The organism is Streptomyces sp. NPDC050263 (assembly GCF_040655955.1).
GTDB lineage: Bacteria > Actinomycetota > Actinomycetes > Streptomycetales > Streptomycetaceae > Streptomyces.
In genome coordinates this window covers 1-26,880 of the sequence record NZ_JBFAKW010000010.1, presented here as the reverse complement: position 1 = coordinate 26,880, position 26,880 = coordinate 1, and the positions used below count along the sequence as shown (strand labels likewise).

The window sequence follows — 26,880 nt, the reverse complement described above, 5'->3', positions numbered from 1 at the left end:
CTCCCCTCCGTTTCTGCCCGACGGCTCGTTGGCATGCGAGCCCCAAGCCCTACGGAGCATCGGGGGATGCACATGAACAGCGTTCCGCAGCACCTGCACAGCGAGGACCGCCAGGAGTACGAGCGGATCCTCGACGAGGCGCTGCGCTCCGCACCACACCACCCGGAACTGGCCGCTGTCGGACAGCGGCTCAACCCCGAACAACTGCGCACCATGGCGCTCAACGCCTCCGCCCTCATCACGGTGGCCGCGGCGGCCGAGTACCAGCACTACGTGAAGGTCCGCGAGGAACTGCGCCATCCGGCGCCGTCCACCCCGTCGTCCGCGTCCGAGACCGGCTCCGCCGAGCCGAACGCGGCCGCGATGGGGCTCGCCACCACCATGGGGGACGCGGCCCAGGCCGCCGAGGCCGCCGGCGCGGGCGCCGTCGCCGCCGTCCTCACCCCCGTTCTCGCCGGGACCGCCGCAGTGATCTTCCTGCTCGTCGGCTACATCCTCAGCGTGCTCGACCCCGAGCAGGCGTTCGCCCGGACCATGCTCACAGCCGGCTGGACGTTCGGGGCCGTGGCTGTGGCCGCGATCCTCGTCGCCACCGTCGCGCTGCTGCTCACCGCCCTGCGCAACCGGCCCTCCCTGGGGGCCGAACCGTACGGCGAACTGAGCGAGGAGGTCTCCCTGGCCAGGGAAGCCTGGCGAGAAGCCCTACTGGAGCGCGGCATCCTGCCGTTTCTCCGAGAGGCCCTCGCCAGTCCGGGCGCGGCGACCGCCCTGCACACCGCCCCGCCCCCGCCGGCTCCCACCGGCCGTCTGCCGAAGATCGGCTACGACCGCCCGGGCTTCAGCAGCCCTGACGACGGCCGCTCGACCGGCCCGCGGCCGAGCTTCAGCAGCCCGGACTACACCAGCCCGGACTTCGGCGGACCGGACCACAAGCCGGAATAGGCACTCGGCTTGCGCCCCCGCCGACCCGCCGAGGGGAGCGCAAGCCGTACGCCGGGCCGACCTGCCCCTGGGCGACCGCGGTGGCCCTGGTTGGTGGCCCTGGTGGCCCTGGTGGCCCGTCAGAGAATGCCTGCGCGGCCCGCTGCCGTGATCCAGCTGGGGAACTCGGACAGCAGCCGGTCGTAGAGCTCCTGGTCCGGGACGGCGCTGATGTCGTCCACAGCGAAGAAGCCCACGTTGTCGACCCGGCGCCCGGGCAGCGTGTCGAACCGCTCCAGGACCCCGTAGTTGGACCGGCCGAGCCCCACGAACTGCCAGAAGATCGGCTCCTCCACCGCCGCCCGCAGCTCCCGCTCGATCGCCGCGTCGCGATAGACCCCTCCGTCGGAGAAGAACAGCACCAAGGTCGGCGCGGTCGCCGGATTCTCCCGCACATACGATCTGACCTGGGCGATCGCCTTCTGCTCCTCGTTCTGGATGCCGACCGCGCGCATGTCGACCTGCCCCGGCTCCATCCCCTTGCGGGGCTTCCTGTTGCGCCGGAACAGACTGATCTCGCCCACGCGCACGTGCAGCCGCAGCCACTCGGGGAGTTCGCCCAGACGAAGGTCGGGAAGGCGAGCGGACTCGCTCGCGAACGTCCAGGCCTGCATCTCTCCGTCGTCGTCGAGTTCTGCCGCCACCGCCGCCATCCGTTCCACGACGTCCGCCACGACTCCCCGGGAGTACAGGAACGCCATGGAGCCGGAGGCGTCGAGGACGAGCACGACCCGCGCGGTGATCCCCGCCGCTCCCCGCTTGCTCAGACTGACGGCGACCTGCTCCTTGCGCAGCGACAGCCGCTTACGCATGTCGACGGGCAGCCGCTCCTCCCCTTTGGTCAGCCGAGGACCTGGCGGCGGGGACACCGCCCCTGAGTCCGGCCGAGCGGGCGTCGCCGGGACCGGAGGGTTCAGTGGGACCGGTACCGAGCCCGGCAGGCTCGACGGGACCGGTGGGCTCTGTGGAGTGGGCGGGCTCTGCGGAGTGGGCAGAGGATGTGCCGCCTGCTCCTCATCGACCGTGATCCCGAAGTCGGTGGCCACTCCCGCGAGTCCGGAGGCGTACCCCTGCCCTACCGCCCGGAACTTCCAGCGCCCCTCGCGCAGGTACAGTTCGCCGCCGATGAACGCCGTCTCCGTGTCGGCCTGCATCTCGAAGCGCGCCAGCTCGGACCGCCCGCCCGTACCGAACAGCCGCAACGTCAGACCGCTCACCTGCCCGAACGTGCCGCCGTCGGCCGACGCACACAGCACCACCCGCGTGATGGCCGCCTCCAGCGAGCGGAGATACACATGGACCGCGTCGGTCATCACGCCGGCCTCCCGCCGCTTACCGACGTGTCTCACGGCGCCGGACGCGTGAAGCGGCTGGTTGTAGAAGACGAAGTCCCCGTCGTCACGAACCCGGCCGTCGCTCGTCAACAGCAGCGCCGAGACGTCGATGTCCGGCCCACCGACCCCCTCGGCCCAGCTGAGTTCCACCCGGACGTCCGGCGCGTCGACCGGCAGATTGGCGCCCTTGCTCATGGATCGCGCTGTCATGGAGGCAAGTCTGCCGAGCCGACGGCCGACGGCAACCGAACGAGCGCGATGTTCTCGTCCTGAGCGACCGCCAAGTGCGTGCCGTCCGGATGCAGCGCCGCGACCGGTGTCGGTATGTGGGTGACGCCGTATGCCCCCTCCCGGCGGGGAATCGCCACCTCGGGCCATTCCTCCAGCACTTCCCCGGTCCTGACGTCGATCAGCCGGGGATGTCCGTGCAACGAGACGACGCGACCGCCTCCCGCGATCAGCGTCCCGACCTCGAAGTCGACGGAGCTCCGGTGCACCCACGCGCGACCGGACAGCGACCACACGCCGATCTGACGGGGTCCTAGCGCGGGGACATCCTCGTCGTCGAGGAACTCCTCTCCGGTCGCCACCGCCAGGCGGTCGTCGTCGAGCCAGCAGGCCGACACCACCTCGGCATCGATCCCCGGCTCCATGGGCAGCACCCCGTGTCCGTCCAACACGGCCGGGTCGGTCAGCGCGGCCTCCAGATCGAACACCTCGGCGATGCCGTACGGGTGCCACACCCAGCCGGCAACCAGCAGACGTCTGCCGTCCCCGCTCACCGACAGACGGGAATGGAACACGTCCTTCGCTTCGCGGGTTCCGGGGGTGAGCCGCTGTCCGGACGCCGCGTCCTCGATCTGGAGCACGTTGTACTCCTCCGGGCAGTGGACCAGGATCTCCCGGCCGTCCGGCAGAGCAGTCAGGGCTACGGGGTAGTCGAAGTCCTCGTCGTGGTAGGAGTCGCGAGTCAGCTCACGGAGCGGGATCGCTCCCTCGAGCAAGAGGGCGTCGGCCCCACGTTCGGCGTAGACGACGCTGTAGCGGCCGGAGGGCGAGACGACGCATCTGTCGAACTTGTCGAACTCCGAACCCCGACCGGTAGCCGCGCGGCGCTCCGCACCGTCGCGGTTCCAGGCCCGGCCGCCCACTACATCGACCAGGTCACCGCCCTGCCAGACCAATGACCGGACCGGCTCGGTCGTCTTCAGAAACTCCAAGGTCCATCCCCCCGTCACAGCCGCCCTCTCATGGCGCTGCCCATGACCAGGCATCGAGCCTGATCGGGCAGCGCCAATCCAGAGGCGTCAGTCGGCCAGCGGTAGGTACACCCTGCTTCCGCTCGCCGCGAACTCCTTCGACTTCTCCAACATCCCCTCGGCGATCTCCTCAGCCGTGGCCCCGTCGGCGACCCCTGCGCCGAACCGCTCGTTGATGCTCTGACTGATCTTCATCGAACAGAACTTCGGCCCGCACATCGAGCAGAAGTGCGCCGTCTTCGCCGGCTCCGCGGGGAGTGTCTCGTCGTGGAACTCCCGTGCCGTGTCCGGGTCGAGGGCGAGGTTGAACTGATCCTCCCAGCGGAACTCGAAGCGGGCGTCGGACAGCGCGTCGTCCCATTCCTGCGCACCGGGGTGCCCCTTGGCGAGGTCGGCTGCGTGGGCGGCGATCTTGTAGGTGATGACGCCCGTCTTGACGTCGTCACGGTTGGGCAGGCCCAGGTGTTCCTTGGGCGTGACATAGCAGAGCATGGCCGTGCCCCACCAGGCGATCATCGCGGCACCGATGCCGGAAGTGATGTGGTCGTACGCCGGCGCGACGTCCGTCGTCAGCGGGCCGAGCGTATAGAACGGAGCTTCATCACAGATCTCCTGCTGAAGGTCGATGTTCTCCTTGATCTTGTGCATCGGGACATGGCCCGGGCCTTCGATCATCGTCTGAACATTGAAACGCTTCGCGATCCGGTTGAGTTCCCCGAGCGTCCTCAACTCCGCGAACTGGGCCTCGTCGTTGGCGTCCGCGATGGAACCCGGCCGCAGCCCGTCGCCCAGCGAGTAGGTGACGTCGTAGGCGGCGAGGATCTCGCAGAGTTCCTCGAAGTTCTCGTACAGGAACGACTCCTTGTGGTGCGCGAGGCACCAGGCCGCCATGATCGAGCCGCCGCGCGACACGATGCCGGTCTTCCGGTTGGCGGTGAGCGGGACGTACGGCAGGCGGACACCGGCGTGGACCGTCATGTAGTCGACGCCCTGCTCGGCCTGCTCGACGACCGTGTCCTTGTAGATCTCCCAGGTCAGTTCCTCCGCGCGGCCGTCGACCTTCTCCAGCGCCTGGTACAGCGGCACCGTGCCGATGGGGACGGGGGAGTTGCGCAGGACCCACTCGCGGGTCGTGTGGATGTTGCGGCCGGTGGACAGGTCCATGACCGTGTCGGCGCCCCAACGGGTCGCCCAGGTCATCTTCTCGACCTCCTCCTCGATGGAGGACGTCACCGCCGAATTGCCGATGTTGGCGTTGACCTTCACCAGGAAGCGCTTGCCGATGATCATCGGCTCGATCTCCGGATGGTTGACGTTGGCCGGCAACACCGCACGGCCCGCCGCGATCTCCTCGCGGACCACCTCAGGAGAAACGTTCTCTCGGATGGCCACGAACTCCATCTCGGGGGTGATCTCACCCCGGCGGGCATACGCGAGCTGAGTCACCGCCTTGCCGTCCCGGCCACGACGGGGCAGGCGCGGCCGCCCCGGAAAGACCGCGTCGAGATTGCGCAGACCACCGCGCGGTGAGGTGTGCTTGATGCCGTCGTCCTCGTGGCGGACGGGACGGCCCGCGTACTCCTCGGTGTCGCCACGGCCGATGATCCAGTTGTCGCGCAGTGGCAGCAGCCCCCTGCGGACGTCCGTGTCGACCAGCGGATCGGTGTACGGACCGGAGGTGTCGTACAGCGCGACCGACTGCCCGTTGGTCAGATGCACCTGACGGACCGGCACGCGCAGGTCGGGGCGAGTGCCCTCGACGTACCCCTTGTGCCAGCCGATGGACTTCCCGACCTCCTGGGACGTTTCGTCCCGAACGGAGGCAGGCGTGCGTGCGTCCTTGTTGGTCATGAGACCTACTCCCTACGCCGGCATTACCCGGTAACAGGTTCGGCGGTCGACGCAGCGGCTACCGCCTGCCGAGGTTTCATGTGAAACATCACTCGACTCGAGAGACGTTCCACGTGAAACATCGCAAAGACGGAGGTCAGCGCCCTCTCAGCCCGGTGCTCCGAGCTCCCGCGTGTGCAAAGGTGCCTCCACGCTAGCGTCAATTCGGGCGCGGTGAACAGAGGGCCCCTACCGTTCTTGCGATGATCGGTCGGTGACCACGACACACCAGCCTCCGTACCCACCGCCCGAGCCGCCCCGCCGGCCCGGCGCCGGAAACGGCCCGAGCGACGGCCCTGGTAGCGGCAACGACAACGGCTCTGGACGCGGCCCCGGTGACGACCGCGCCTTCAACGGCGGTCACGATCACGGACGCAACCACGGGCACGGCCCCGAACAGGGGCCGGGATACGCCGGCGGGCTGGGTGGACTGGGCGGGCTGGACGGACCGGCGCGCGGCGGTGCCCCCAGGGGTCAAGGGCCGGGACAGGGCCGAGGGCCGGGCTCTGGCGGAGGGCCCGGGCACAGCCCACCCGGCAGCGGCGGCGGGCGCGGAACCGGCTACCAATACGGGAACGGGCGCAGTCAAGGGCGCGGATACGGCCCCGGCCCCGGCGACGAATACGGCCGTGACCGCGAGCACGGACATGGGCAGAGCCCCGACGGCGGTCACGGCAGCGGCCATGGTGGTGGTCTTCGGAGCGAGCCAGGCGAGGGCCACGGCGGCAGTCACGATCATGGCCGCGGCGAAGGCAACGGCAACGGGCCGGGTTCCGGCGGGCACGGTCACGGCCCCGGTTCCGGCGGGGGGAACGGCTCGGGCGCCGGCGACGGGCACGGCCCGGGTTCCGGCGGGGGCCACGGGCATTCCCACGGTCACAGCCACAGCCACGGTCCGGCCGCCCCCGTCTCGCAGCACCTGCGCAAGGTCATCACGGCCATCCTCATCCCGTTCGGTGCGGCGGTGCTGGTCGGGCTCGTCGTGCTGTGGCCCGGCGGAGCTCCGGCGCACGAGCGCACCGGAGTCGGCTTCGACCGGCAGACCCAGCAGGCCACGGTCACCAAGGTCGTGAAGGTGAGCTGCGCGTCGGTGAACGCCTCGGGCGACACCCCGACCGGCGACACCTCGACGGCCGAGGGCTCGTCCGCGCAGCAGCAGGCGAGCGGCTCCTGCAAGAGGGCCACGATCCGCGTGGACACCGGCAATGACAAGGGCCGTACGTTCACGGAGATCGTCCAGCCGGACCAGTCACGGCAGTTGGACCAGGGCGAGAAGGTCGTGGTCGCCTACGAGCCCTCCGCGCCGAAGGACCTTCAGTACTCGGTGACCGACGTGAACCGGCGCATCCCGATGGGCGTGCTGGCCATCATCTTCGCGGTCGCCGTCGTGGTCGTCGGGCGGCTTCGGGGCGTCATGGCGCTGGTCGCGCTGGCCATCAGCTTCCTGGTGCTGAACTTCTTCGTGCTGCCGGCGATCCTTCAAGGTTCGAACCCGCTGGTCGTGGCGGTGGTGGGGGCGAGCGCGATAATGCTGATCGCGCTCTATCTGTGTCACGGCCTCTCGGCCCGCACCTCCGTCGCGGTGCTCGGCACGCTCATCTCACTGCTGCTCATCGGCATCCTCGGTTCGCTGTTCATCGACTGGGCGGCGCTCACCGGCAACACGGACGACAACACCGGCCTGATCCACGGCCTGTATCCGTCGATCGACATGAGCGGTCTGCTGCTCGCCGGCATCATCATCGGTTCGCTCGGTGTCCTCGACGACGTGACGGTCACGCAGACCTCGGCCGTCTGGGAGCTGCACGAGGCCAACCCGTCGATGGGCTGGCGGGGGCTGTACCGGGCCGGCATCCGCATCGGCCGGGACCACATCGCGTCCGTGGTCAACACGCTCGTCCTCGCCTATGCCGGTGCAGCGCTGCCGCTGTTGCTGCTGTTCTCGATCGCGCAGAGCAGCGTGGGCGCCGTCGCCAACAGCGAGTTGGTCGCCGAGGAGATCGTGCGCACCCTGGTCGGGTCGATCGGCCTGGTCGCCTCCGTGCCCGTCACAACGGCCCTGGCCGCGCTGGTGGTCGCCGCCGACCGGCCGGGCCCGGGAACGGCGTCCGTGCCGGCCCAGGAGACGACTCCGGCGCCTCCGACGGCTCCGACCGCTGCGGTGGCAGCGGCTGCCGCTGGTCCCGCCCAGGGCCGGGGCGGCCGCGGCAGGCGACGCAAGCGTTAGAGCCGGAGGGCGGGAGGCCGGGGCGGGAGTCCCTCCGCGAGCCGGCGCATCGGTGCATCGGCGACTTGGGCCCCGGCCCGCTCTCCGCCAGGCTCCCCCGACGGTCTGCCGGGGGAGCACCCCAGGGAGAGGTCCGGGGAGCACCCAACGAAGAGGTCCGGGGGAGCGACCCAGAAGGACCGGGAAGCCCCCCGGAAGCACGAGAAGGCCCGAGAAGGCCCCTCCAGCCGATCGGTCGCAGCGTCACAGGAGAAGCGTTCCTGCATAGCTTCACCAGTGGCGAAGCGTTCTGCTACCACTCGCCGCCGTCCCGTCAGCCGGCGCTCTGCTCCTCGGCGAGGATCCGGTCCAACGCCTCGTCCAGATGCGCGTCGAAGTCGGCCAGCGCACCCTCCTGGCCCAGCGGGACCAGCTTGTCGGTGCGGTCGAGGAAGGCCACGAGCGGCGCCGCCGAGGAACGGAACAGGGCCTGGTCGCCGCCGACCTGAAGCCGGATCAGAACCTCGCCCAGCACGTCGGGATCGGCGGGCGAGACACGGACGTCACCCTCGCCGCACGGCCTGCCCACCCCGTCGATGAGCAGTTCGCGCCCGAAGGCCCAGGTCACCGGGGCGTCACCGGGCAGGTGGAAGGTGAGCCGCACGGCATAGGGATCGCACGACTGGTACCCCAGCTCCACCGGGATGCGGAACGAGAGCTCCTCGGACACGAGGAAGCTCATCATGACTTCTGCCTGTACTGCCTGCACGGACTCGCGCATCGCCTTACCCCGTCATTTGCCGTCGACTGGCCGGGAATGAACCTTTTGACACTGCACGCATCTTGCTGAACGTACACAACAGATCACAAGGAGTGAGTTTTCAGATACTGATAGAGATCGCGAGCGCCCCCAACAGTCGCCCGACCTCGCTCTGCAGTTGCCGTGCCGCCGGGAGCAACCGGTCGGCGTGGTGGGAGGGGAGAGAGATCGCCATCGTCGCCGCCGTGGCGCCCACGGTGATCGGAATGGCGGCACAGACGGTGCCCAGCGCGTACTCCTGTCGTTCCACGACCGGTTCCATACGCCGCATGCGCTCCAGGCGGCGCAACAGAGTGTGGTTGTCACGCACGGTGTACGGGGTGATCGACTCCACCGGGTAGCGGTCCAGGTGGTCGCGTCGGGTGTCCTCGTCCAGTTGGGCGAGCAGGCACTGGCCGATGGCGTGCGCGTGTCCGGTCTCGCGGAAGTCGGCCCACTCCTCGACGGCCGGGTTGCCCGGGGTGTCGGAGACGCACATGATCTCGATCTCGCCGTCGCGGTACTGGGCGTAGTACACAGGGACACCGATCGAATCACGCCACTGCGCCAGGGTGTCGGCGACCGTGCTGCGACGTTTCTGCGCCGCCCCGCTGCTGCCGAGCCGTTCGGCTGCCTCGCCGAGGAAGAACAGCCCCTTGTCCCGGCGCAGATAGCCCTCGTGCACGAGGGTGCGCAGCAGGTGGTAGGCCGTGGGCAGCGCGAGGCCGGTCTCCCGGGCGAGTTGTTTCGCCGGGGCTCCGTACTCGTGCTCGGCGACGGATTCCAGCAGGCGCATGGCGCGCTGGACGGAGCCGATCAGGGTGGCAGCGGAGTGCGGATGCTCGGCTACCGCAGTGTTCGGCGGGCGTTGGAGCGGGGGTGCGGAGGAACGCGGCCTGCCGGGGGGTGCGAACGGTTCTGCGGATGCGGTGTCAACCGTGGCCAAGGGTCACTCCCGAAGCGCGAGGGGGCGGTCCGTGCGGGGGAACACGGGAGGGGGGTGTACGCCGCTCGCGGGGGTCGTCCCCGCGTCGAATTCCGGACTTTAACCGTCCACCACCGCTTGCAGACGGGCTGTCGGGAAAACTTCCCCCGGCCGAGGGAACCGGTGATTCCTGTTACCGATCACCGGCCTCCCGTACGGCTCACCAGTCGCTGCGCGAGGAGGAACTCGACATGAACTTCCGTACGACGTAGATCAGTCCACCGACCAGCGCCACGAAGATCAGCAGCTTGAAGAGCAGACCGATCACGAACCCGACGACGCTGGCTATCAGCCCGCCGAACACGACCAGCGCGATGACCGGCACCGCGACCCACTTCACCCACCACGGCAGTCCCGTGAAGATCTCTTGCATCGCCCTGGTCCTCATCCTCTTCGGTCGATGTCCGGCGCCCTTGTCAGGCCGGATCATTTCGATGTCCTGCCGTCGATGCTAGATCCGAAGGGGGTGCCGGCGGAGGCCTCGGACCCCTTGTCCTCCCCTGACCGATCCCCTAGGGAACCCCGAGGCCGTGCATCGGCTGCGAGACGTAGACGCTCAGCCCTCTGGCGGCGAGAACATGACCAGAACCCGCAGGTCCTCGCTGATGTGATGGAACTTGTGGGCCACCCCGGCCGGGACGTACACCACGCTGCCGCGCGCCACCTGCGTGGTCTCCATGCCGACGGTGATCGAGGCCCGTCCGCTCACGACGAAGTACACCTCGTCCTGGTTGTGCGGGTTCTGTGGATCATGCGTGCCGGCGTCGAGCGCATACAGCCCGACCGACATGTTCCGTTCATGCAGAAACTGCAGGTAGGCACCATCGTTGGCGGCGCGCTCCGCCTCCAGTTCATCCAACCGGAATGCCTTCATCGACCTTGTCCGCCCTCGTCCGGTGCTCGTTTGCGATCTCTCTGCCACGATCAGACACATGAAGAATTTCGTAGTCAAGACGATCGCCAACGCAGGCGCCCTGGCGGTCGCCGTCTGGCTGCTCGACAAGATCACCCTGACCGGTGACAGCACGGGCAAGAAGATCGGCACCCTCATAGTCGTCGCACTGCTCTTCGGCCTGGTGAACTTCCTGGTCAAGCCGATCGTGAAGGTACTGACGTTCCCTCTGTTCATCCTCACGCTCGGTCTGATCACCCTGGTGGTCAACGCCTTGATGCTGCTGCTCACTTCGTGGCTGGCCGACACGCTCGACCTGAGCTTCCATGTGGAGGGCTTCTGGACCGCGGTCCTGGGCGGCCTGATCATCTCCGTCGTCTCCTGGGCGCTCAACGTCGTCCTGCCCGACGGGGACTGAGGCCGCGATGACCTACCGCGTCTGTTTCGTCTGCACCGGCAACATCTGCCGCTCGCCGATGGCCGAGTCGGTGTTCCGCGCGCGCGTGGCGGACGCGGGCCTCGAGGGGCTGGTCGAGGTCGACAGCGCGGGCACCGGCGACTGGCACGAGAGCGAGAACGCCGACCCGCGCACCCTCTCCGTCCTGGAGAGGCACGGATACGCCCTCGACCACACGGCCCGGCGTTTCGAGCCGTCGTGGTTCGCCCGTCTCGACCTGGTGATCGCTCTGGACTCCGGCCACCTCAAGGCCCTGCGCCTTCTGGCGCCCACGCGCGAGGAAGCGGCGAAGGTACGGCTGCTGCGCTCCTACGACCCCGCGGCCGAGGGCGACCTGGACGTCCCCGACCCCTACTACGGGGGCCAGGACGGCTTCGAGGAGTGCCTTGAGATGGTGGAGGAGGCGAGCAACGGTCTACTCGCCGCGGTACGACATGACGTGGAAGGACGACTGACATGAGCGGTTCCGCTTCGGCCGAAGGGCTTCCCCGTGGCGCCGGCGAGGGCACGCGCGCGGTGCGGGCCGGGCTGCCCGAGCCGGTGAAGTACGAGCCGACCCTGCCCGGCCCGGTGTTCGCGGCGCATTTCCATCTGCCGGGCGAGCCCACGGGCCCGTACACCTACGGCCGTGACGAGAACCCGACCTGGACCCACCTCGAGCACGCCATCGGCGAGCTTGAGGCACCGGGGCGGGACGGCGACGAGACGCTCGCCTTCGCCTCCGGCATGGCCGCGATCTCAGCGGTGCTCTTCTCCCAACTGCGGGCCGGGGACACCGTCGTGCTGCCCGACGACGGCTACCAGGTGCTGCCGCTGGTGCGCGCGCAACTGGAGGCCTACGGCATCGAAGTGCGCACCGCGCCCACCCGTGACGACGCCCAGCTCGACGTCCTAGACGGCGCGAAGCTGCTGTGGATCGAGTCCCCCTCGAACCCCGGGCTCGATGTGTGCGACATCCGGCGGCTCGCAGAGGCGGCACACGCGCGTGGCGCCCTGGTGGCCGTGGACAACACGCTGGCCACCCCGCTCGGGCAGCGCCCGCTGGCACTCGGCGCGGACTTCTCCGTGGCCAGTGGCACCAAGCAGCTCACGGGCCACGGCGACGTCCTCCTCGGCTATGTCACCGGGCCGGCCGGTGAACCGATGACGGCCGTACGGCGCTGGCGCAAGATCGTCGGGGCGATTCCCGGGCCCATGGAGGCCTGGCTCGCGCACCGTTCGATCGCCACGCTCCAACTGCGCGTCGACCGGCAGAACGCCAGCGCCCTGGCCGTGGCGCAGGCGCTGCGGGGGAGGCCCGAGGTGAGCGGGCTGCGCTACCCGGGGCTGCCCGACGACCCCTCCCACAAGATCGCCTCCCAGCAGATGCGGCGCTACGGGTGCGTGGTCTCCTTCACCCTGTCCACGCGCGCGCGTGCCGAGCGGTTTCTCGAGGCTCTGCGGCTAGTGGACGACGCAACGAGCTTCGGCGGGGTGCGGTCCACCGCGGAGCGGCGGGGGCGCTGGGGCGGGGACGCGGTGCCGGAGGGCTTCATCCGGCTGTCCGTGGGTGCCGAGGACCCCGAGGACCTGGTGGCGGATGTACTGCGTGCGCTGGAGGAGTCGGCGCGGTGACCTCCTTACGGAGGCCCCCGTCGGGGTCCCGCTCCACACAGCGGACGGTCCGAGCCTCCCCCCTCGTGGCTCGGACCGTCCTCGGTTCTGCGCGCGAAGAACCGCGCGAACAAGGCTAGTTGACTCTGTGTCAGTGTCCAATCACTGTAGCGACAGAAACCTATCGACTTATTTATAGTTGGGCCCTGCCTCGGAGCCGGGAGAAAGGCAGCGAAAGGGGAGGACGCTCCATGGATCTGGCCTTGCTGCGCACCTTCGTGACCGTGCACCGGGCCGGCTCCTTCACCCGCGCAGCCGCTCTGCTGGGTCTGTCCCAGCCGGCCGTGACCTCCCAGATCCGCACGCTGGAGCGCCAGCTCGGCCGGCCCCTGTTCCTGCGCCAGGCTCGTGGCGTGACCCCCACGAGCATCGGCGACGAGCTCGCTCACAAGGCCGCTCCCCATCTCGATGCCCTGGTGGAGATCGCCGAGACCGGCCTGGACGACGAGTCCGCCGTACGGACACTGCACCTCGCCGGTCCCCCCGAGTTCACCGCCGAGCGGGCCCTTCCCTCGCTCGCAGAGCTCTCCGGCGACGACGGACAGGGCTATGCGCTGCGCGCGTCCTTCGGCAACGCCGAGGAGGTCCTGGAGGGCCTGGCCGCCGGTCACCACGACCTGGCCATCAGCACGGCCCGGCCGCGCGGAGCGCTGCTCACAGCCACCCCGCTGTGCGACGAGGAACACGTCCTGATCGCCGGCCCGCAGTGGGACGGCCGGATCGACACCGGGAAACTGCGCCGCAAGGGCGCGTCCGCACTGGAGAACCTCCCCGTCGTCGAGGTCCATGAGTCGCTGCCCCTGGTCTCCCGCTACTGGGCCTCCGTCTTCGACTCCCGCCCCGCCGCCTCCGGCACCGTCATCGTTCCCGACCTGCGCGCGGTGCTCGCCTGCGCGAGCGCGGGCGCCGGCCTGGCGGTCCTGCCCCGCTATCTGTGCGCGACGGCTCTTGAACGCGGTGACGTCGTTGCGCTTCATGAGCCCGCGGTGCCGCCGCTGCGGACATACGTCCTGGTGGTGCGCACCGGAACGCTCGCGATGCCGCATGTGGCCCGGGCCCACGAGTGGCTGCTGAGGGCGGCAACCGAGTGGTGCTGACCCCGTTCCAGCGCGGTGTCACGGTATGGGCTCCCCCGGTGACGTTTCGCGATGTTTCACGTGGAACCAGCCGGGCCACATTCCTTCCATGACCGTCCGACCCGTGGTCAAGCGCACCGCACGAGCCGTTCTGCTGGACGGCGACCATCTGATTCTGATCAAGCGCACCAAACCCGGTGTGGATCCGTACTGGCTCACGCCCGGTGGCGGGGTCGAGCCGGACGATGCGACCGTCGTCGACGCCCTGCACCGGGAAGTGCACGAGGAACTCGGCGCCAAGATCACCGACGTCGTCCCCTGCTTCGTCGACACCGTCGAGCACATCGGTGAGGACGGCGGCGCGACCGGTGTGAAAGTGCAGCACTTCTTCGTCTGCCGCCTGGAGTCCATGGACCCGGCCCTGCGGCACGGCCCCGAGATCGAGGAACCCGCCGGCGAGTACGAGATCGTCCGTGTGCCGTTCACCCGAGTCGGGATCGCCTCGGTCCACCTGGTGCCGCTGTCACTGCGGCACTACTTGGACGGCAACATCGAGGGCGTCCGCGCCATGCATGCTCCTGACCTAGGCTGACGTCCCCCGGTCCTCGGCTGACGTCCCGGTCCGGGTCCGGCGTGCCTCGCGGAAGGCGTGGTTTCAGCTTCCCGTGGCGACGAGTTCCTCGACCGAGTCGTGCCGTATGCGCTCCGAGGGGATGCCGACCCCACGCAGGGCGTCCACGCCACTGCGGATCATGCCGGGCGGCCCGGAGACATAGGCGTCGTAATCGGTCCAGGGCCCGAAGGTGCGTATGGCGTCGGGCAGCTGGATCAGACCGTGCCGGTCCACCACCGGGCGGACCTGTAGCCATGAGTGGGACTGCTGAAGCCTGAGCATCGTGTCGATGTCGTACAGGTCGTGGTCGCTTCGGGCGCCGTAGAACACCTCGACCGGGCGTCGCGCTCCATGCTCCGCGACATCCTCGACCAGCGCCTTGATCGGCGCTATGCCGGTGCCGCCACCGAGGCAGAGCAGTCCGCTGTTCCTGGTGTGGTCGACGGTCATCGAACCGGCCGGCGGACCCAACCGGATGACATCGCCCGGCTGCGCCCGGTGCACCAGGGAGTTGGAGACCCAGCCCGCGGGAACGGCCTTCACGTGGAACGTCAGCAGACCGTCGGAGCGGGGCGCGGAGGCGAAGGAGTAGTGCCGCCAGATCCGCGGCCACCACGGCGTCTCCAAGGTCGTGTACTGCCCGGCGAGGAAGGGGTAGGGCTGGTTCGGGCGGACCGTGAGGACCGCGACGTCCGGTGTGCGGAGGTCATGCGACACGACCTCCGCGTGCCACCAGGCCGGGGCGCGCAGCTCGTCGACGGCCGCCGCATCGATCATGACCTGGGAGATCGTCGTGTACGTCCGGACCCAGGCCGCCTCCGTCTCGGCGTCCCACACGGCGTCCGCGTACTTGCTCAGCGCGCCGATGAGGCACTCGCCGACGGCCGGATAGTGCTCGGCCTGCGTGCCGTATTTGCGGTGGCCGCGGCCGAGGTTCTGGAGGTACTCGACGAGGACCGGGGTGTTGTCGATGTGCTCCGCGGCCGTGAGCAGTGCCTTGAGGAGCCGGTCCCGCTGGGCGTCCATCGCGGGCGGGAACAGCGAGCGCAGGTCGGGGTGGCGGACGAAGAGCATCGCGTAGAAGTACGACGTCACCTTGTCGGCCACTGGGCCCACCTCGGTCATGGTGCGCCGAACGAGGACAGCGTCCGGGGACTCGGCCTTCGCCGCTGCGGACCGCTGTGCGGGCACGAGAGGCTCGGCGGGCGAGACTGTGGGCTCCTGCCGGTCAGGCCGGCGAGGCTCGGCGAGGGCGGTGCGCTGCTGCGTGGGTTGACGCCATTCGACGGGTGCCTGAGGGGCAGCGGGGGCCTGAGGATGGGCGGCCGTCGTGGTGGAGCCCGGCGTAGTGGGGTCCGGCGCGGTGGGAGCCGACGGGGTGGGACCCGGCGGGCTGGGCTGTATTCGGGTACCGGCGTCCGTGGTGCGGTCCTGGGGCGCGTTGCTGCCGTACGGGTCGGCCGTGCTCCTGCCCACGGGGCGCAGGCCGGCGAGGCGACGGCCGTCTGTAGCCCCCTGCTCGCCCTCTGCGGCAGGCTCCGGCTGCTTGCGCGGCGTGAACCATCCGTCCCCGCCGCCGGACGTGCCGTTGTCGGCCGACCTGGTGGTCGGAGCGTCCATGGTGTGCCTCGCCTCGAACATCTTTAGGTCGGTCTGTGCACTTCCTGGATCGGAAGGTGCCTGCTTCCCCCGCAGACGGCTTGCTTCTCCGTTCGGTTCCGCGCCCGAGACGGCCGCGGTCCACCCGTATTCCTGCTCCGCACGAACGCGTAAGGCGAGAGTGCGATATGGGGCACAGCCCTCTCATCGCAGCATCGCATCCTGCGCGAACGCCTCGGCCGCATCACCGGAAATGCGGGTCTTCGATCTCTCCGTCCCGTTAGGCTGCATTGGCCTGTTCCCGGCCCACACGGAATGTGTGCACCAAGTCTCGCGCACCTCGTACCGGAAGCGAACCGGAGTCGACCATACCGGCCGCCGCTCGCCACACAAGTCCCCCCTGCCTCCTGGGACGCACTTGGGGCGCGAACCATCGATTCCTTCAATAACCGGGCGTGACACACCAATTCATAGGCATCCCATAGATCCTTACCTACGGAGGAGTGGGCTGCGAGGCCCGACAGATGGCCGTCCGAGTTGATCGCAGGAAAACGCGAACCGTAGGTCGCGTGAGCGCCCCAACCAGTCAGACTTTCCACAAAGATGAACCTCGAGGTCCCTGACGGGGCTCTCCCGAGCCTGTCGTTCACCGCTGTTTCACGTGAAACGGCACCTCTGCTCTGGTCCTCTGCTCCGCCTTCTGCTGCACGTGTTTCACGTGAAACACTTCCTGGCTGTCGACGCACTATGCAGTTGGCCACGACATGGCCAAAAGCACGCACGTCCAAGGGGAAACGGGTGGACGTCGACGGCACCGGTCGGACAGCCTGACCTGCGTGCCGACTCCTTCCCCCACAGCTCTGCCCATCCGCCGCCTGACGCACCGCGACCTCACCGCCTGCGCCGACTTGTCCGAGGATCGGGGGTGGCCGCGCGAGGAGCACAAGTGGGGCCTCCTCCTCTCGGCTGGAAAGGGATACGGCATCGACGACCCCGACGGGGGTCTCGTCAGCGCCTGTGTCGTCACCGAGTACGGGCCGCACGGCCGCCCCGCTCTCGCCGCCGTCGGCATGGTGCTGGTCGCCGAACGGCATGCCCGGCAAGGCATCGGCCGGCGGCTCATGCGGCACATCGTCTCCCTCATGGGAACCACCCCGCTCACCCTGCACGCCACGCCGAACGGCCGTCCGCTCTACGAGGAGCTGGGCTTCAAGACCACCGGCCGGGCGGAAATGGTGCAAGGGCACTTCACACCCGGCCAACCGGCTTCAGGCGTCGCCACCCGTGCGGCCACGGCCGAGGACCTCACCGCGATCCTCCGGCTCGATGAAGAGGTCTTCGGCGTCGATCGCACGCATGTGATCATCCGTCTGCCCGCTTTCGCCGACCAGTTGCGGGTCGCCGAGGACGCCGGCCGGATCGTCGGCTTCGCGGCGGCATGGCCCAACATGGACACCCACGTCGTGGGCCCGCTGATCGCCCGGGACACGGAGACGGCAAAGGCCCTTCTGGCCTCCCTCGCCGCCGGGACAGAGCGTCCACTGCGCACCGACATCGACGTACGCCACGAAGAACTGCTGGAGTGGGCGAAGTCGCGGGGCATGGAGTCCGTCGCGTTCAACACCGTCCTGACCCACGGGGTCCCGGAGTTGCCGGGCGACTGGCGCCGCCGGTTCGCTCCACTGACGGTGGCGGCCGGCTGACGGCACGAACAGACGAAAGAACGCCGGTTCCCCTGCTGGTCGGGGAGCCGGCGTTCTGGCATGGGCGCCCGCCGTCAGGCAAGCGCCTCCACGGCCGTCGCGGCAAAGCCGTGGTCCTGCTCAGGAGCACCGCCCCCGACCCCGATCGCACCGATCAGACGACCGTCGCGATGGGCACCCGTCTCCTGTCGCTCGGTAGCGGTGCTGCCCGCGACGATGTGGCCAGGGCTGCGGGGGGCGCTGTCGCGGCGTTCCAACGCTGCCGACACGAAGGCGAGGATCAGCGCGCCTGCGGCCAGTGCAGCGCCGACCCAGTTCGGCGCGGTGTAGCCGAGGCCCGCGGCGATGACGACGCCGCCGAGCCAGGCCGAGAGCGCGTTGCCCAGGTTGAAGGCGCCGATGTTCACGGCCGACGCCAGCGTCGGGGCGCCGTGCGCCTGGTCCAGGACCCGTTTCTGCAGCGGAGGGACGGCCGCGAAGCCCAGGGCGCCGATCAGAGTGATCGTGACGGCCGCCAGGGCCTTGTTGTGGGCGGTGAGAGTGAAGAGCGCCAGGACGACCGCGAGGGCGCCCAGCGAGATGTACAGCATGGGCATCAGGGCGCGGTCCGCGTACTTGCCGCCGACGAGGTTGCCGCCGACCATTCCGAGCCCGAAGAGAACGAGCAGCCAGGTGACGGAGCCGTCGGCGAAACCGGCGACGTGAGTCATCATCGGCGCGATGTAGGTGATGGCCGCGAAGACCCCGCCGAAGCCGAGGACGGTCATCGCCATGGCGAGCAGGACCTGGGCGTTCTTGAAGGCGGCCAGTTCGTGCCGCAGCCGCACGCCCTCGGCCCGTGGCATCTCGGGCACGAGCTTCGCGATGCCCACCAGCCCGACGACGCCGAGCGCGGCGACGACGGCGAAGGTGACGCGCCAGCCGATGTTCTGTCCGACGAGAGTGCCCAGCGGGACGCCGACGACGTTGGCGACGGTGAGCCCGGTGAACATCATCGCGATGGCCCCGGCCTTCTTGTCCGCGGCGACCAGGTCGGCCGCGACGACCGAGCCGATGCCGAAGAACGCCCCATGGGCGAGCGAGGCGACCACGCGTCCGATCAGCAGCACGGCGAAGGCCGGGGCGACGGCGGAGAGCAGGTTGCCGACGATGAACAGGCCCATCAGCAGCATCAGCATCCGCTTGCGCGGGATCTTGGTGCCGAGGACGGTCATAAGCGGGGCGCCGAACACGACACCGAGCGCGTAGCCGGTCACGAGGAAGCCCGCCGTGGGGATGGAGACCCCGAAATCGCCGGCGACCTCGGGCAGCAGTCCCATGATCACGAACTCGGTCGTGCCGATTCCGAAGGCCCCGATCGCGAGGGCAAGAAGCGCGAGAGGCATAGAGGCTAGAACCTTCCCAGACGATTGCAGGTGCGCTTTACGTTCGGAGGCAATAATTGCATACGCGGGCTATCTGCAACCGCAGGCTATTGCGGAAGTGCCCTATCCTGGTGTCAGCCGCTCCGGCACGGAGGAGAAACGCCCATGACTGCGACGGACCCCGCGCTCACCGCCCTCGCCCAGGGCTGGTGCGCCCTCTCCCTGCTGCACGGGAGGATCGAGGCCCACATCGAGCGCGCACTGCAGGCGCGGCACGACCTGAGCGTGCGCGAGTACTCCCTGCTCGATGTGCTCAGCCGACAGCACGACGGCGACGGCGCGCATCTACAGATGAAGCAGGTGGCCGACGCCGTCGTTCTCAGCCAGAGTGCGACCACCCGGTTGGTGACCCGGCTCGAGGACCGCGGTCTGCTGGAGCGTTACCTGTGCCCCACCGACCGCCGCGGCATCTACACCAACGTCACCGACACCGGCCTGAAGCTCCTTGCCGAAGCGCGTCCGACCAATGACAGCGCCCTGCGCGAGGCTCTCGACACAGCCGCTGAGAACCCGGAACTGGCTCCGCTGGTACGGGTCGTGGAGTCGTTGAAGACACCCGCTGCCGCCCTGGGTGCATAGGGTTGCGGTCATGGGAGATCTTGAAATACGAGCCGCCGTCGCCGAGGACGTCCCTGCGATCGTCGGCATGCTCGCGGACGACCCCCTGGGCGCACAGCGCGAGTCTCCGGACGACCTCGGCCCGTATCTGACCGCGCTGGAACGGCTCACCGCCGACCCGAACCAGCGCCTGGTCGTGGCTGTCCGCGAGGGACACGTCGTCGGCACCCTCCAGCTGACGATCGTCCCGGGTCTGTCCCGACGCGGCTCGACCAGGTCGATCATCGAGGGTGTGCGCGTGCACGCTGACGAGCGCGGAAGCGGTCTGGGCTCACGGTTCATCGAGTGGGCGATCGAGGAGTCCCGCCGGGAGAACTGCCAGTTGGTCCAGCTGACCTCGGACAACGCGCGCACCGACGCCCATCGGCTCTACGAGCGACTGGGCTTCGTCGCCTCACATGTGGGTTTCAAGCTGCAGCTCTGAGGACTCCGATCCCCGGAAGAGCAGGTCCTTGAGCGGAAGCGCCTTGTTTCACGTGAAACAGGGCGCTTCCTCCTAGCGGTGCTAAGAGCCGATCCCCCGCCATCCCTCCGGGTCGACGCCGCCGGGCACCGCGGCCCGCTCGTCGTACGGCTCGCGGGTGAACACGAACGACCCCAGGTCCAGGTGGTCCACGCTCCCGTCCGGCCTGCGCACCGCCCGCAGGAGCTCTCCTGCGTAGTAGCCCTCCAGACCGGTCCATGTGCCGTCCCCGTTCGGCCTGAACCGGGAGCGCCGGCCACCGCCGGACAGCGGCCCCAGGGAGACGAGTCCGTCGGCCGTCACCCGCAGGACAGAGGGGCTGGTCCCCCAGTACCACTGGCCCGCCAACTCCAGGACGGAACGGTCGACTTCCCGCAGAGGACGCCAGGGCTCAGGAATCCTCGGCTCTGCCTCGGCGACGATGCGCACGAGATCGACTGCCACCTGGGACGTCAGCAGGCCGGAGGTGCAGTTGGCGAGCACCACGGCGGCCACGTCGTCCGCCATGCCGATGGTGAGGGTCGCCAGGAAGCCGGGCACCGAGCCGGAGTGGCCCACGAGCAGCCGTCCGTCCCGGTGCTGGATCTGCAGTCCGAAGCCGTACGCGGCGCCGTCCGCCACATCCGCCGGCCCGGCCGGGGCCGCGGGGGTCCCCATCTCGCGCAGGGTTTCCGCGCTCAGCACCCGGTCGTCGCCCCTGGCCAGGAAGGCGGCGAACCGCGCGAGGTCGCCGGTCGTGGACCAGAGCTGGCCCGCCGGGGCCATCCGTCCGAAGTCCTCGGCGGGCTCGGGCAGCAGGACGTCGGCCCAGGGATGCACCGCCCAACCGCCCGCGGCCGGGGCCTGCGGTCGGACGCTTGTACGGTCGAGGCCGAGAGGTTCGAGCACTTCACGCCGCAGTACGTCTTCCCAGGGCGCCCCTCGGAGCTCTTCCACGAGAGCGCCCAGAAGCGTGTAGCCGGGGTTCGAGTAGTGGTGGCGTCGGCCGGCCGGATGCGGGGCCGTCATGTCGCCGAGGACATCGGCGAGCTCCGGCCGCAGCGCGCCAGGGGTCCGCTCCCACCACGGTCCGGGCGACTCGGCCGCCAACCCTCCGGTGTGGGCGAGCAGTTCGGCCACCGTGACCTCCCCCGCGCCGGTGCCGGGCAGGTGTTTCTCCAGCGGGTCCTCGAGGTCGAGCACTCCTTCGTCGCGCAGCCGCAGCACGAGAACGGCGGTGAAGGTCTTGGTGATCGAGCCGATCCGGTACTGCACGTTCTCGTCCGGCGCGTGCCCGTCGACCGAGGTCCGCGCCCCGTGCCACACAGCCCGCCCGCCCCGTACGACCGCTGCGACGAGCGACGGGGCCCGCCCTTCGGCCTGGGCCACGGCGACCCGGTGCAGCAGCGCGCGACGGGTGCCGGGGAGCAGCTCTTCCTGAGATGTCGTCATGCGCTCAGTCCACCGGCCCACACGGCCGGCGTCGAGCTCATTTCGCCGTAATGGCCCTGGGTCGCTGTAGGTTCCCATTACCTGATTCAGCGTCAGCTCTTGTGACCTGCGGCTTTGCGTACCGTTCCAGCATCGTGTCAGTGCCGGATTCCCATGGTGCGTGTCATTTTCCTCGGCGCAGGGGCCCAGAGGCGTCTGCGTGCGGGTGCCGGCCGGATTGTTGGTGAACGCGGACGATGGTGGAGTCGACCGAGATGGCCCAGTCGATCTCATCGCCGCGTTGGCAGCGGCCTGGGCCTGCTGGAGCAGAAGCTCCCACGTTCCGTCTGCGGACCACAGCCGGTGGTGTTCATGGCCCTGTTCTCGTATAGCTACGGCGAAAGGACGTGTAGCGCAGAGTGATGCTCTGGGCCGGACCGGGCGCGAGGATCGGCGACGCTCGGGTCTGCCTACTGCGAGGGCGCTTCGAGCTGGCGGGGGACGCCGCCGGCGCGCAGTTCGCGCTGGTCGGGGATGTGGTTGTAGAGGGTGCCCGGGGAGACGCCGAGCAGCTTGGCGATCGAGGTGATGGAGCGGCCCAGGTCTCGGGCGGCGCGGATGATCTCCTCGGTGGCGACGCTGGGGTGCCCGCCGACGCGGCCGCGGGCGCGGGCGGCGGCCAGGCCCTCGTTGGTGCTACCCGATCGCGGCCATCCTCGCCGGGATGACGATGAGCTCGTGGATGAACTCCGCCAGGGCGACGAAGACGTGGAAGACGAGCCGGCCGCCGGGGGTGGTGGTGTCCAGATTCTCGTGCAGCGAGGTGAAGCCGATACTGCGGTCGCGCAGTTCGGCGACCATGTTGATGACCGCGATGGCTTCCGTCGGCTACGGCCTGTGTGCTCTGGGGCTCATCCCTGCGAACACCGCCTGCAGGACGCGGTCGATGTAGGCGGGGGTGATGGGCTGCTGTGTGATCAGGAGTCTGTAGTACAGCGGGCCGGACAGGACGTCGAAGGCGAGGTCCAGGTCGAAGTCAGGTGCGAGTTGCCCTTGGTCCTTGGCGTCTCGGAGGCGTTCCAGGGTGTTGGCCGTCTGCGGCTCGATGAAACGCCGGTAGAGCGCAGTCGCCACCTCCGGATCGTGCTGTGCTTCGCCGATCAGGGCCTGGTAGAGCGGACCCCAGGGAGGCCGGCCGAGCAGGCTGACGGCCTTTGTCATGGTCTCGCGCAGGTCGGCGACGACATCGCCGGTGTTGGGATGGCTCAGGCTGTCGGTGCTCAGGCTGAGCACCGCGTCGAGGAAGAGCGGACCTCGGGAGGGCCAGCGCCGGTAGACGGTGTGCTTGCCTACTCCCGCCCTGGACGCGACCGCCTCGATGCTGAGTTTGGCGTAGCCGCCCTCCAGAGCGAGGTCGAGGGCAGCTCTCATGATCGTTTCGGTGCGCTGGTCGGAGCGGTCGCGGCGGTCGGTCATGCCGACATCATATCGGCACGGCACGGCACGTGCCGTGTTGACAAACCTCTGTTCTTGATCAACCATTTCTCAGCGGCACGGCCCGTGCCGTTCTGCGCAGAACGCTACTTCCAGGTAACGGAGTCCAGCGGTGTGATCGTCCAGTTCATCGAGTGGGTCACCCCGCCCAGCCCCGAGAGCACCTGAAGCCCCACCGGCCAGGGTGATCCGGCCCTGGCCCGGCGACGCCCTGCCAGGGCCGGATGCGACATCCCTCAACCACGCAAAGGACCCCGACCTTGTCCCCTGACCCGACCACCGTGCACCCGCTGCCCGCCCACGAACGCGTGGTGTTCCTCAACCCGCTGGTCACCTCACCGAACATCATCGTGGGCGAGTACACGTATTACGACGACCCGGACGGCGCCACGGACTTCGAGCACCGCAACGTCCTCTACGCCTATGGGCCGGAGCGTCTCGTCATCGGCAAGTACTGCGCGATCGCCTCGGGAACCACGTTCCTGATGGCCGGCGCCGAGCATCCGACGATGGGGGTGTCGACGTACCCGTTCACCATGTTCGGCGGCCGGTGGGCCGAGCGGACGCTGGACATCGTCACCGCCATGCCCAGCCGCGGCGACACGGTGGTCGGCAACGACGTCTGGTTCGGGTACCGGGCGACCGTCATGCCCGGCGTACGGATCGGTGACGGTGCCATCGTCGCGGCCGGCGCCCTGGTCACCGCCGACGTCCCGCCCTACACGATCGTCGGCGGCAACCCGGCCAAACCGATCCGCCGGCGATTCGACGACGCCGGCATCGAGCGGCTGCTGCGCGCCGCCTGGTGGGACTGGCCCGCCGACCTGGTCACCGAACACGCTCGTACGATCATGGCCGGAACCCCTGACGACATCGAACTCATCGCCAGGGAGCACGGATTGGGGCAGTCCCTTTGAGCCAGGTGACCCAGGTATCCATCGAAGAACACACGGTGGCCGACAGTGCGGCCGGACCCTACGCCCTCACCACGGGAGCGGACGGCGCGCTCTGGTTCACCCTCGTCCACAGCGGCCGGATCGGCCGCCTCGTCCCCGGCGAGGAGCCGACGAGTCACCAACTCGCCCCGGACAGCGGGCCGACCGTCATCACACCCGGCCCCGACGGCGCGCTGTGGTTCACCGAGTACCGGGGTGACCGGATCGGGCGAATCACCACCGACGGCGTCATCGACGCATTTGACGTGCCCACGCGCGGCGGCGGGCCGTTCGGTATCGCGGCGGGACCCGACGGCGCGCTGTGGTTCACCGAGACCGCCGCCGACTGTATCGGCCGCATCACCGTCGACGGTCACCTCACCGAATTTCCGCTGCCCGTCACCGGTGCGTTTCCCTCGGCGATCACCGCCGGCCGCGACGGAGGCATGTGGTTCACCCTCAACCGGGCCAACGCCATCGGGCGGATCGGCACGAACGGTACGGTCACCCTCCATCCCCTGCCGACGGAGGCGGCGGCGCCGGTCGGGATCGCCGCAGGCCACGACGGAGCGCTCTGGTTCGTCGAGATCGCCGCCGGACAGATCGGACGGATCACTCCCGACGGGCAGATCACCGAGTTCCCGCTGCCCGACCGCACCGCTCGACCGCACGCCGTCACCATCGACGGCCACGGCACCGCATGGTTCACCGAATGGGGCGGCAACCGCGTCGGCACGATCACCCCCGACGGCTCCATCACCGTCCACGACCTTCCCACCCCCCACTCCGAACCGCACGGCATCACCCTCGGTCCCGACAGCGCCCTATGGACCGCCCTGGAGATCGGCACCCTCGCCCGCATCGCCCCGGCGGACAGCACCGCCTGAACAGCCCCTTCACACACCGTCAGCAGTGGTCGCCCGTACGGCGGCCGGAGAGGAAGTCTCATGAAATACGCACTCGTGATCTTCGAGACGGACGAGTCGCGCCGCCGGATCCAGGCCGACCGGGCCGCGTACCGCAAGGAGTACGAGCGCTGGATAGGCGGCCTCGCCGCGGCCGGGAAGCTGGTCGGCGGCGAAGCCCTGGAGACTGAGCGCATCGCGCCCGCGACGGTGCGCACTGCGGCCGACGGGACGTCGACGCTGATCGACGGGCCCGCGCACGCCGGCGAGGAGACCCTCGGCGGCTGGTTCATCGTCGAGGTGGCCGACCGCGCGGAAGCCTTCGAACTGGCCAAGAGCCTTCCCACCCCGGAGACCGTCGAGGTTCGCCCGATCCTCGAATCCGCCTGACCGACGCCGGGAACCGGCCCGACGGCGCAGAGCCCGGCCGCAGGGTCGCCTCTGTAGTGCCGCCCGGCTTCGTCTGGCGACAGCTGCTCCGGCTCACGGGGCAACGGCGTCGTGCCGGTGCGATGGAGTCGATGTCTACGGTCTACGCGTTTCCGCGTCGGTCGATGAGGGCGCCGAAGGCGTCGAGGACGCGTTGCAGGCCGAAGGCGTAGACGTGGTCGGGGTCGTAGGCACTGCTGTGTGCGGCGCCTGCTGCTGCGCCGACGCGGACGGCAGTGGGGTAGGCGTTCTCGTCAAGGACCCGGGCGAGGAGTGGGGCGTTCAGCTCCCACCATTGTTGGTCGTTCAGGGCGCTGTCGCGGTGTGCGGCGCGGGCGTCGGCGACGGCAACGGCGCATGCCTGCACGAAGGTGAGTAGGTGGGTCAGGCAGCCGTCCATCTCGACGTCGCTGAGGCCGAGGCCCTCGAGCCCGGACAGTTCGTGCTCGTACTTTGACATCTGCCCCGGCCCCAGTGGAGGCCTGACGGTGGAGACGGCCGCGGCCCATGGGTGGCGTTCGAAGAGGGCTTTGTTCTCCTCGGCGATAGCAGTGACGCGTTGGCGCCAGGGCTGTCCGGTGGTGTCGGTGCGGGGCATACGGGCGTAGGCGGCGTCGAGCATGAGGTCGAGGAGCTCGGCCTTGCCGGGGACGTAGGTGTACAGCGTCATCGGCACCACGCCGAGTTCCTTGGCTACCCGGCGCATGGTCACCGCGGCCAGGCCTTCAGCCTCGGCGATGGCGGTGGCAGCCTCGACCACCGCGTCGATGCTCAGTCCCCGTCGCGGTCCTCGGCGACGGTCAGGGGAGGAGCCGCGCCACAACAGTTGCAGGGTGTGGGCCGGGTCGCCCGAGCTGGTTCGTTCCTTCGGCACGGGGGCATCCTCTCGCAACCTGACTCTGTACGATGTACATTGTACTGCGTATAGAGAATGTGCCCAGTGTGATTCCGGAGGAGTTGCCATGAAGATCACCTCTAGTGCGGTGTCGCTCAACGTTGACGATGTTCCCGCCTCCAGCGCCTTCCTCGTCGAGCACTTCGGGTTCCGTGAGGAGATGGCCGCCGACGGCTTCGCCTCCCTGACGCGCGACGACGTGGGCATGAACGTCATCTTTTTGCGGCGGGGGCTGGAGAGCCTCCCGGCAGACCAGCGCGACGAGCACACCGCAGGTCTGATCCTCGCCTTCGTCGTCGAGGACCTCGAAGGCGAGCTGGCGCGCCTGCGTTCCGAAGGCGTCGCGATCACCATGCCGCTGACCGACGAGGAGTGGGGCGAGCGCGCCTTTCAGGTCCGCGACCCCAATGGCGTCATCGTCCAACTGGTCGACTGGAACGCGCCAACCAGCCGCTGAGACAACCGGCGGCGGCGCCCCAAAGCGATGACGCTCAGCCAGGGTCACAGGGCCGCCGCTAGGAGAGGCCCTGATCTGTTGTTGAGCCCCTCAACCCAGGTGGAGAACGCGAGGGGCCCTGGAGATTTCCGGATTTTCGAGGAGCTTCCACAGGGCCGACCTCGGCGGCCTGTTCCAGCAGGGCCCGTGCGGAATCCGCGTAGCGGATCGCGGTCTTCTCGTCCAGGCCGAAGACGTCGGAGGTGGGGGACTGTAAAACGATCGGTGTAACTCCTGATCAAGGAAGATGCATCGATGACCAGCGACAACGTGACCGAGGCCGAGTCCGTCGAGGCCGCTGAGCCGCAGCCGGCGAAGGGGGTGGACGACCAGCTCATCGACGAGTTGGTCGGCCGCGCCCAGG

General features: G+C 69.2%; 27 protein-coding genes and 1 riboswitch. Of the genes, 14 read left to right on the top strand and 13 right to left on the bottom strand.

Annotated features, from left to right (window positions below; all coding sequences use genetic code 11):
* The first annotated feature begins 66 nt into the window (after positions 1-66).
* The gene (locus AB0J04_RS06750) at positions 67-942 is read left to right on the top strand and encodes a hypothetical protein (protein WP_363167283.1); all 876 of its coding nucleotides are present in this window, start codon (positions 67-69) and stop codon (positions 940-942) included.
* Positions 943-1,061: 119 nt separating this feature from the next.
* Here AB0J04_RS06750 and AB0J04_RS06745 read toward each other — a convergent pair whose 3' ends face one another.
* The 3 genes from AB0J04_RS06745 to thiC form a co-directional block, all read right to left on the bottom strand.
* Positions 1,062-2,525: a VWA domain-containing protein gene (locus AB0J04_RS06745; protein ID WP_363167282.1), complete on the bottom strand. Its 1,464-nt coding sequence runs from the start codon at positions 2,523-2,525 to the stop codon at positions 1,062-1,064.
* Complete coding sequence (locus tag AB0J04_RS06740; protein ID WP_363167281.1) at positions 2,522-3,535, bottom strand: hypothetical protein; 1,014 nt, start codon at positions 3,533-3,535, stop codon at positions 2,522-2,524. Before AB0J04_RS06740 ends, AB0J04_RS06745 begins: the two co-directional genes overlap by 4 nt.
* 87 nt (positions 3,536-3,622) lie before the next feature.
* Positions 3,623-5,425, bottom strand: coding sequence for a phosphomethylpyrimidine synthase ThiC (thiC, locus tag AB0J04_RS06735; RefSeq protein WP_363167280.1), 1,803 nt, complete (start codon positions 5,423-5,425; stop codon positions 3,623-3,625).
* A riboswitch (TPP riboswitch) is annotated at positions 5,418-5,607 on the bottom strand. Its footprint overlaps the gene before it by 8 nt.
* 821 nt (positions 5,608-6,428) lie before the next feature.
* Here thiC and AB0J04_RS06730 point away from each other — a divergent pair.
* Positions 6,429-7,691: a YibE/F family protein gene (locus AB0J04_RS06730; RefSeq protein ID WP_363167279.1), complete on the top strand. Its 1,263-nt coding sequence runs from the start codon at positions 6,429-6,431 to the stop codon at positions 7,689-7,691.
* A gap of 313 nt (positions 7,692-8,004) precedes the next feature.
* On the opposite strand, the gene AB0J04_RS06725 is transcribed toward AB0J04_RS06730, so the two are convergent.
* The 4 genes from AB0J04_RS06725 to AB0J04_RS06710 all read right to left on the bottom strand — a co-directional run bounded on the left by AB0J04_RS06725 (position 8,005) and on the right by AB0J04_RS06710 (position 10,328).
* Positions 8,005-8,451 carry an SsgA family sporulation/cell division regulator gene (locus tag AB0J04_RS06725; protein WP_363167278.1) on the bottom strand — a complete coding sequence of 149 codons (447 nt, stop codon included), beginning with the start codon at positions 8,449-8,451 and terminating at the stop codon, positions 8,005-8,007.
* Between the two features lie 100 nt (positions 8,452-8,551).
* On the bottom strand, positions 8,552-9,415 hold the full coding sequence (locus tag AB0J04_RS06720) for an IclR family transcriptional regulator C-terminal domain-containing protein (RefSeq protein WP_363167277.1): 864 nt from the start codon (positions 9,413-9,415) through the stop codon (positions 8,552-8,554).
* Between the two features lie 199 nt (positions 9,416-9,614).
* The gene (locus AB0J04_RS06715; protein WP_351907652.1) at positions 9,615-9,827 is read right to left on the bottom strand and encodes a DUF5326 family protein; all 213 of its coding nucleotides are present in this window, start codon (positions 9,825-9,827) and stop codon (positions 9,615-9,617) included.
* A 183-nt stretch (positions 9,828-10,010) separates the two neighbouring features.
* Complete coding sequence (locus AB0J04_RS06710) at positions 10,011-10,328, bottom strand: cupin domain-containing protein (RefSeq protein ID WP_363167276.1); 318 nt, start codon at positions 10,326-10,328, stop codon at positions 10,011-10,013.
* Between the two features lie 58 nt (positions 10,329-10,386).
* On the opposite strand from AB0J04_RS06710, the gene AB0J04_RS06705 reads away from it, so the two are divergent.
* The 5 genes from AB0J04_RS06705 to AB0J04_RS06685 all read left to right on the top strand — a co-directional run bounded on the left by AB0J04_RS06705 (position 10,387) and on the right by AB0J04_RS06685 (position 14,124).
* Positions 10,387-10,764, top strand: coding sequence for a phage holin family protein (locus tag AB0J04_RS06705; protein ID WP_363167275.1), 378 nt, complete (start codon positions 10,387-10,389; stop codon positions 10,762-10,764).
* Positions 10,765-10,771: 7 nt separating this feature from the next.
* Positions 10,772-11,263, top strand: a complete 492-nt coding sequence (locus AB0J04_RS06700; RefSeq protein ID WP_363167274.1) for a low molecular weight protein-tyrosine-phosphatase — start codon at positions 10,772-10,774, stop codon at positions 11,261-11,263.
* Positions 11,260-12,417, top strand: coding sequence for a cystathionine gamma-lyase (locus AB0J04_RS06695; protein ID WP_363167273.1), 1,158 nt, complete (start codon positions 11,260-11,262; stop codon positions 12,415-12,417). Before AB0J04_RS06700 ends, AB0J04_RS06695 begins: the two co-directional genes overlap by 4 nt.
* A gap of 230 nt (positions 12,418-12,647) precedes the next feature.
* Entirely contained in the window at positions 12,648-13,553 is a 906-nt protein-coding gene (locus AB0J04_RS06690) for a LysR family transcriptional regulator (RefSeq protein WP_363167272.1), read from the top strand.
* Between the two features lie 88 nt (positions 13,554-13,641).
* Positions 13,642-14,124, top strand: a complete 483-nt coding sequence (locus tag AB0J04_RS06685; protein WP_363167271.1) for an NUDIX hydrolase — start codon at positions 13,642-13,644, stop codon at positions 14,122-14,124.
* A 63-nt stretch (positions 14,125-14,187) separates the two neighbouring features.
* Here AB0J04_RS06685 and AB0J04_RS06680 read toward each other — a convergent pair whose 3' ends face one another.
* Positions 14,188-15,765, bottom strand: a complete 1,578-nt coding sequence (locus tag AB0J04_RS06680; RefSeq protein WP_363167270.1) for a globin domain-containing protein — start codon at positions 15,763-15,765, stop codon at positions 14,188-14,190.
* 815 nt (positions 15,766-16,580) lie between these two features.
* Here AB0J04_RS06680 and AB0J04_RS06675 point away from each other — a divergent pair.
* The gene (locus tag AB0J04_RS06675) at positions 16,581-17,447 is read left to right on the top strand and encodes a GNAT family N-acetyltransferase (RefSeq protein ID WP_363167269.1); all 867 of its coding nucleotides are present in this window, start codon (positions 16,581-16,583) and stop codon (positions 17,445-17,447) included.
* 74 nt (positions 17,448-17,521) lie between these two features.
* On the opposite strand, the gene AB0J04_RS06670 is transcribed toward AB0J04_RS06675, so the two are convergent.
* Complete coding sequence (locus AB0J04_RS06670) at positions 17,522-18,832, bottom strand: MFS transporter (RefSeq protein WP_363167268.1); 1,311 nt, start codon at positions 18,830-18,832, stop codon at positions 17,522-17,524.
* Positions 18,833-18,976: 144 nt separating this feature from the next.
* Here AB0J04_RS06670 and AB0J04_RS06665 point away from each other — a divergent pair, with 144 nt between their 5' ends.
* Together AB0J04_RS06665 and AB0J04_RS06660 are read left to right on the top strand one after the other, a co-directional pair.
* Positions 18,977-19,450, top strand: a complete 474-nt coding sequence (locus AB0J04_RS06665; RefSeq protein WP_363167267.1) for a MarR family transcriptional regulator — start codon at positions 18,977-18,979, stop codon at positions 19,448-19,450.
* A 10-nt stretch (positions 19,451-19,460) separates the two neighbouring features.
* Positions 19,461-19,913, top strand: coding sequence for a GNAT family N-acetyltransferase (locus tag AB0J04_RS06660; RefSeq protein ID WP_363167266.1), 453 nt, complete (start codon positions 19,461-19,463; stop codon positions 19,911-19,913).
* Positions 19,914-19,994: 81 nt separating this feature from the next.
* Here the strand turns inward: AB0J04_RS06660 and AB0J04_RS06655 are convergent, their stop codons facing one another.
* The 3 genes from AB0J04_RS06655 to AB0J04_RS06645 form a co-directional block, all read right to left on the bottom strand.
* Complete coding sequence (locus AB0J04_RS06655; protein ID WP_363167265.1) at positions 19,995-21,383, bottom strand: serine hydrolase domain-containing protein; 1,389 nt, start codon at positions 21,381-21,383, stop codon at positions 19,995-19,997.
* Positions 21,384-22,058: 675 nt separating this feature from the next.
* A complete protein-coding gene (locus AB0J04_RS06650; RefSeq protein ID WP_363167264.1) occupies positions 22,059-22,223 on the bottom strand; it encodes a recombinase family protein in 165 nt (54 codons plus the stop codon).
* 27 nt (positions 22,224-22,250) lie between these two features.
* Positions 22,251-22,838, bottom strand: a complete 588-nt coding sequence (locus AB0J04_RS06645) for a TetR/AcrR family transcriptional regulator (RefSeq protein WP_363167263.1) — start codon at positions 22,836-22,838, stop codon at positions 22,251-22,253.
* Between the two features lie 278 nt (positions 22,839-23,116).
* Between AB0J04_RS06645 and AB0J04_RS06640 the strand changes: the two genes are divergently transcribed.
* The 3 genes from AB0J04_RS06640 to AB0J04_RS06630 are packed head-to-tail and all read left to right on the top strand — an operon-like array spanning position 23,117 to position 25,086.
* The gene (locus tag AB0J04_RS06640; RefSeq protein WP_363167262.1) at positions 23,117-23,773 is read left to right on the top strand and encodes a CatB-related O-acetyltransferase; all 657 of its coding nucleotides are present in this window, start codon (positions 23,117-23,119) and stop codon (positions 23,771-23,773) included.
* Complete coding sequence (locus AB0J04_RS06635) at positions 23,770-24,678, top strand: virginiamycin B lyase (RefSeq protein WP_363167261.1); 909 nt, start codon at positions 23,770-23,772, stop codon at positions 24,676-24,678. The genes AB0J04_RS06640 and AB0J04_RS06635 overlap by 4 nt, the downstream gene beginning before the upstream one ends.
* A 60-nt stretch (positions 24,679-24,738) precedes the next feature.
* Positions 24,739-25,086 carry a YciI family protein gene (locus tag AB0J04_RS06630; RefSeq protein WP_363167260.1) on the top strand — a complete coding sequence of 116 codons (348 nt, stop codon included), beginning with the start codon at positions 24,739-24,741 and terminating at the stop codon, positions 25,084-25,086.
* 142 nt (positions 25,087-25,228) lie between these two features.
* Here AB0J04_RS06630 and AB0J04_RS06625 read toward each other — a convergent pair whose 3' ends face one another.
* The gene (locus AB0J04_RS06625) at positions 25,229-25,999 is read right to left on the bottom strand and encodes a TetR/AcrR family transcriptional regulator (protein ID WP_363167259.1); all 771 of its coding nucleotides are present in this window, start codon (positions 25,997-25,999) and stop codon (positions 25,229-25,231) included.
* Positions 26,000-26,087: 88 nt separating this feature from the next.
* On the opposite strand from AB0J04_RS06625, the gene AB0J04_RS06620 reads away from it, so the two are divergent.
* Complete coding sequence (locus AB0J04_RS06620; RefSeq protein ID WP_363167258.1) at positions 26,088-26,477, top strand: VOC family protein; 390 nt, start codon at positions 26,088-26,090, stop codon at positions 26,475-26,477.
* Positions 26,478-26,880: the final 403 nt, after the last annotated feature.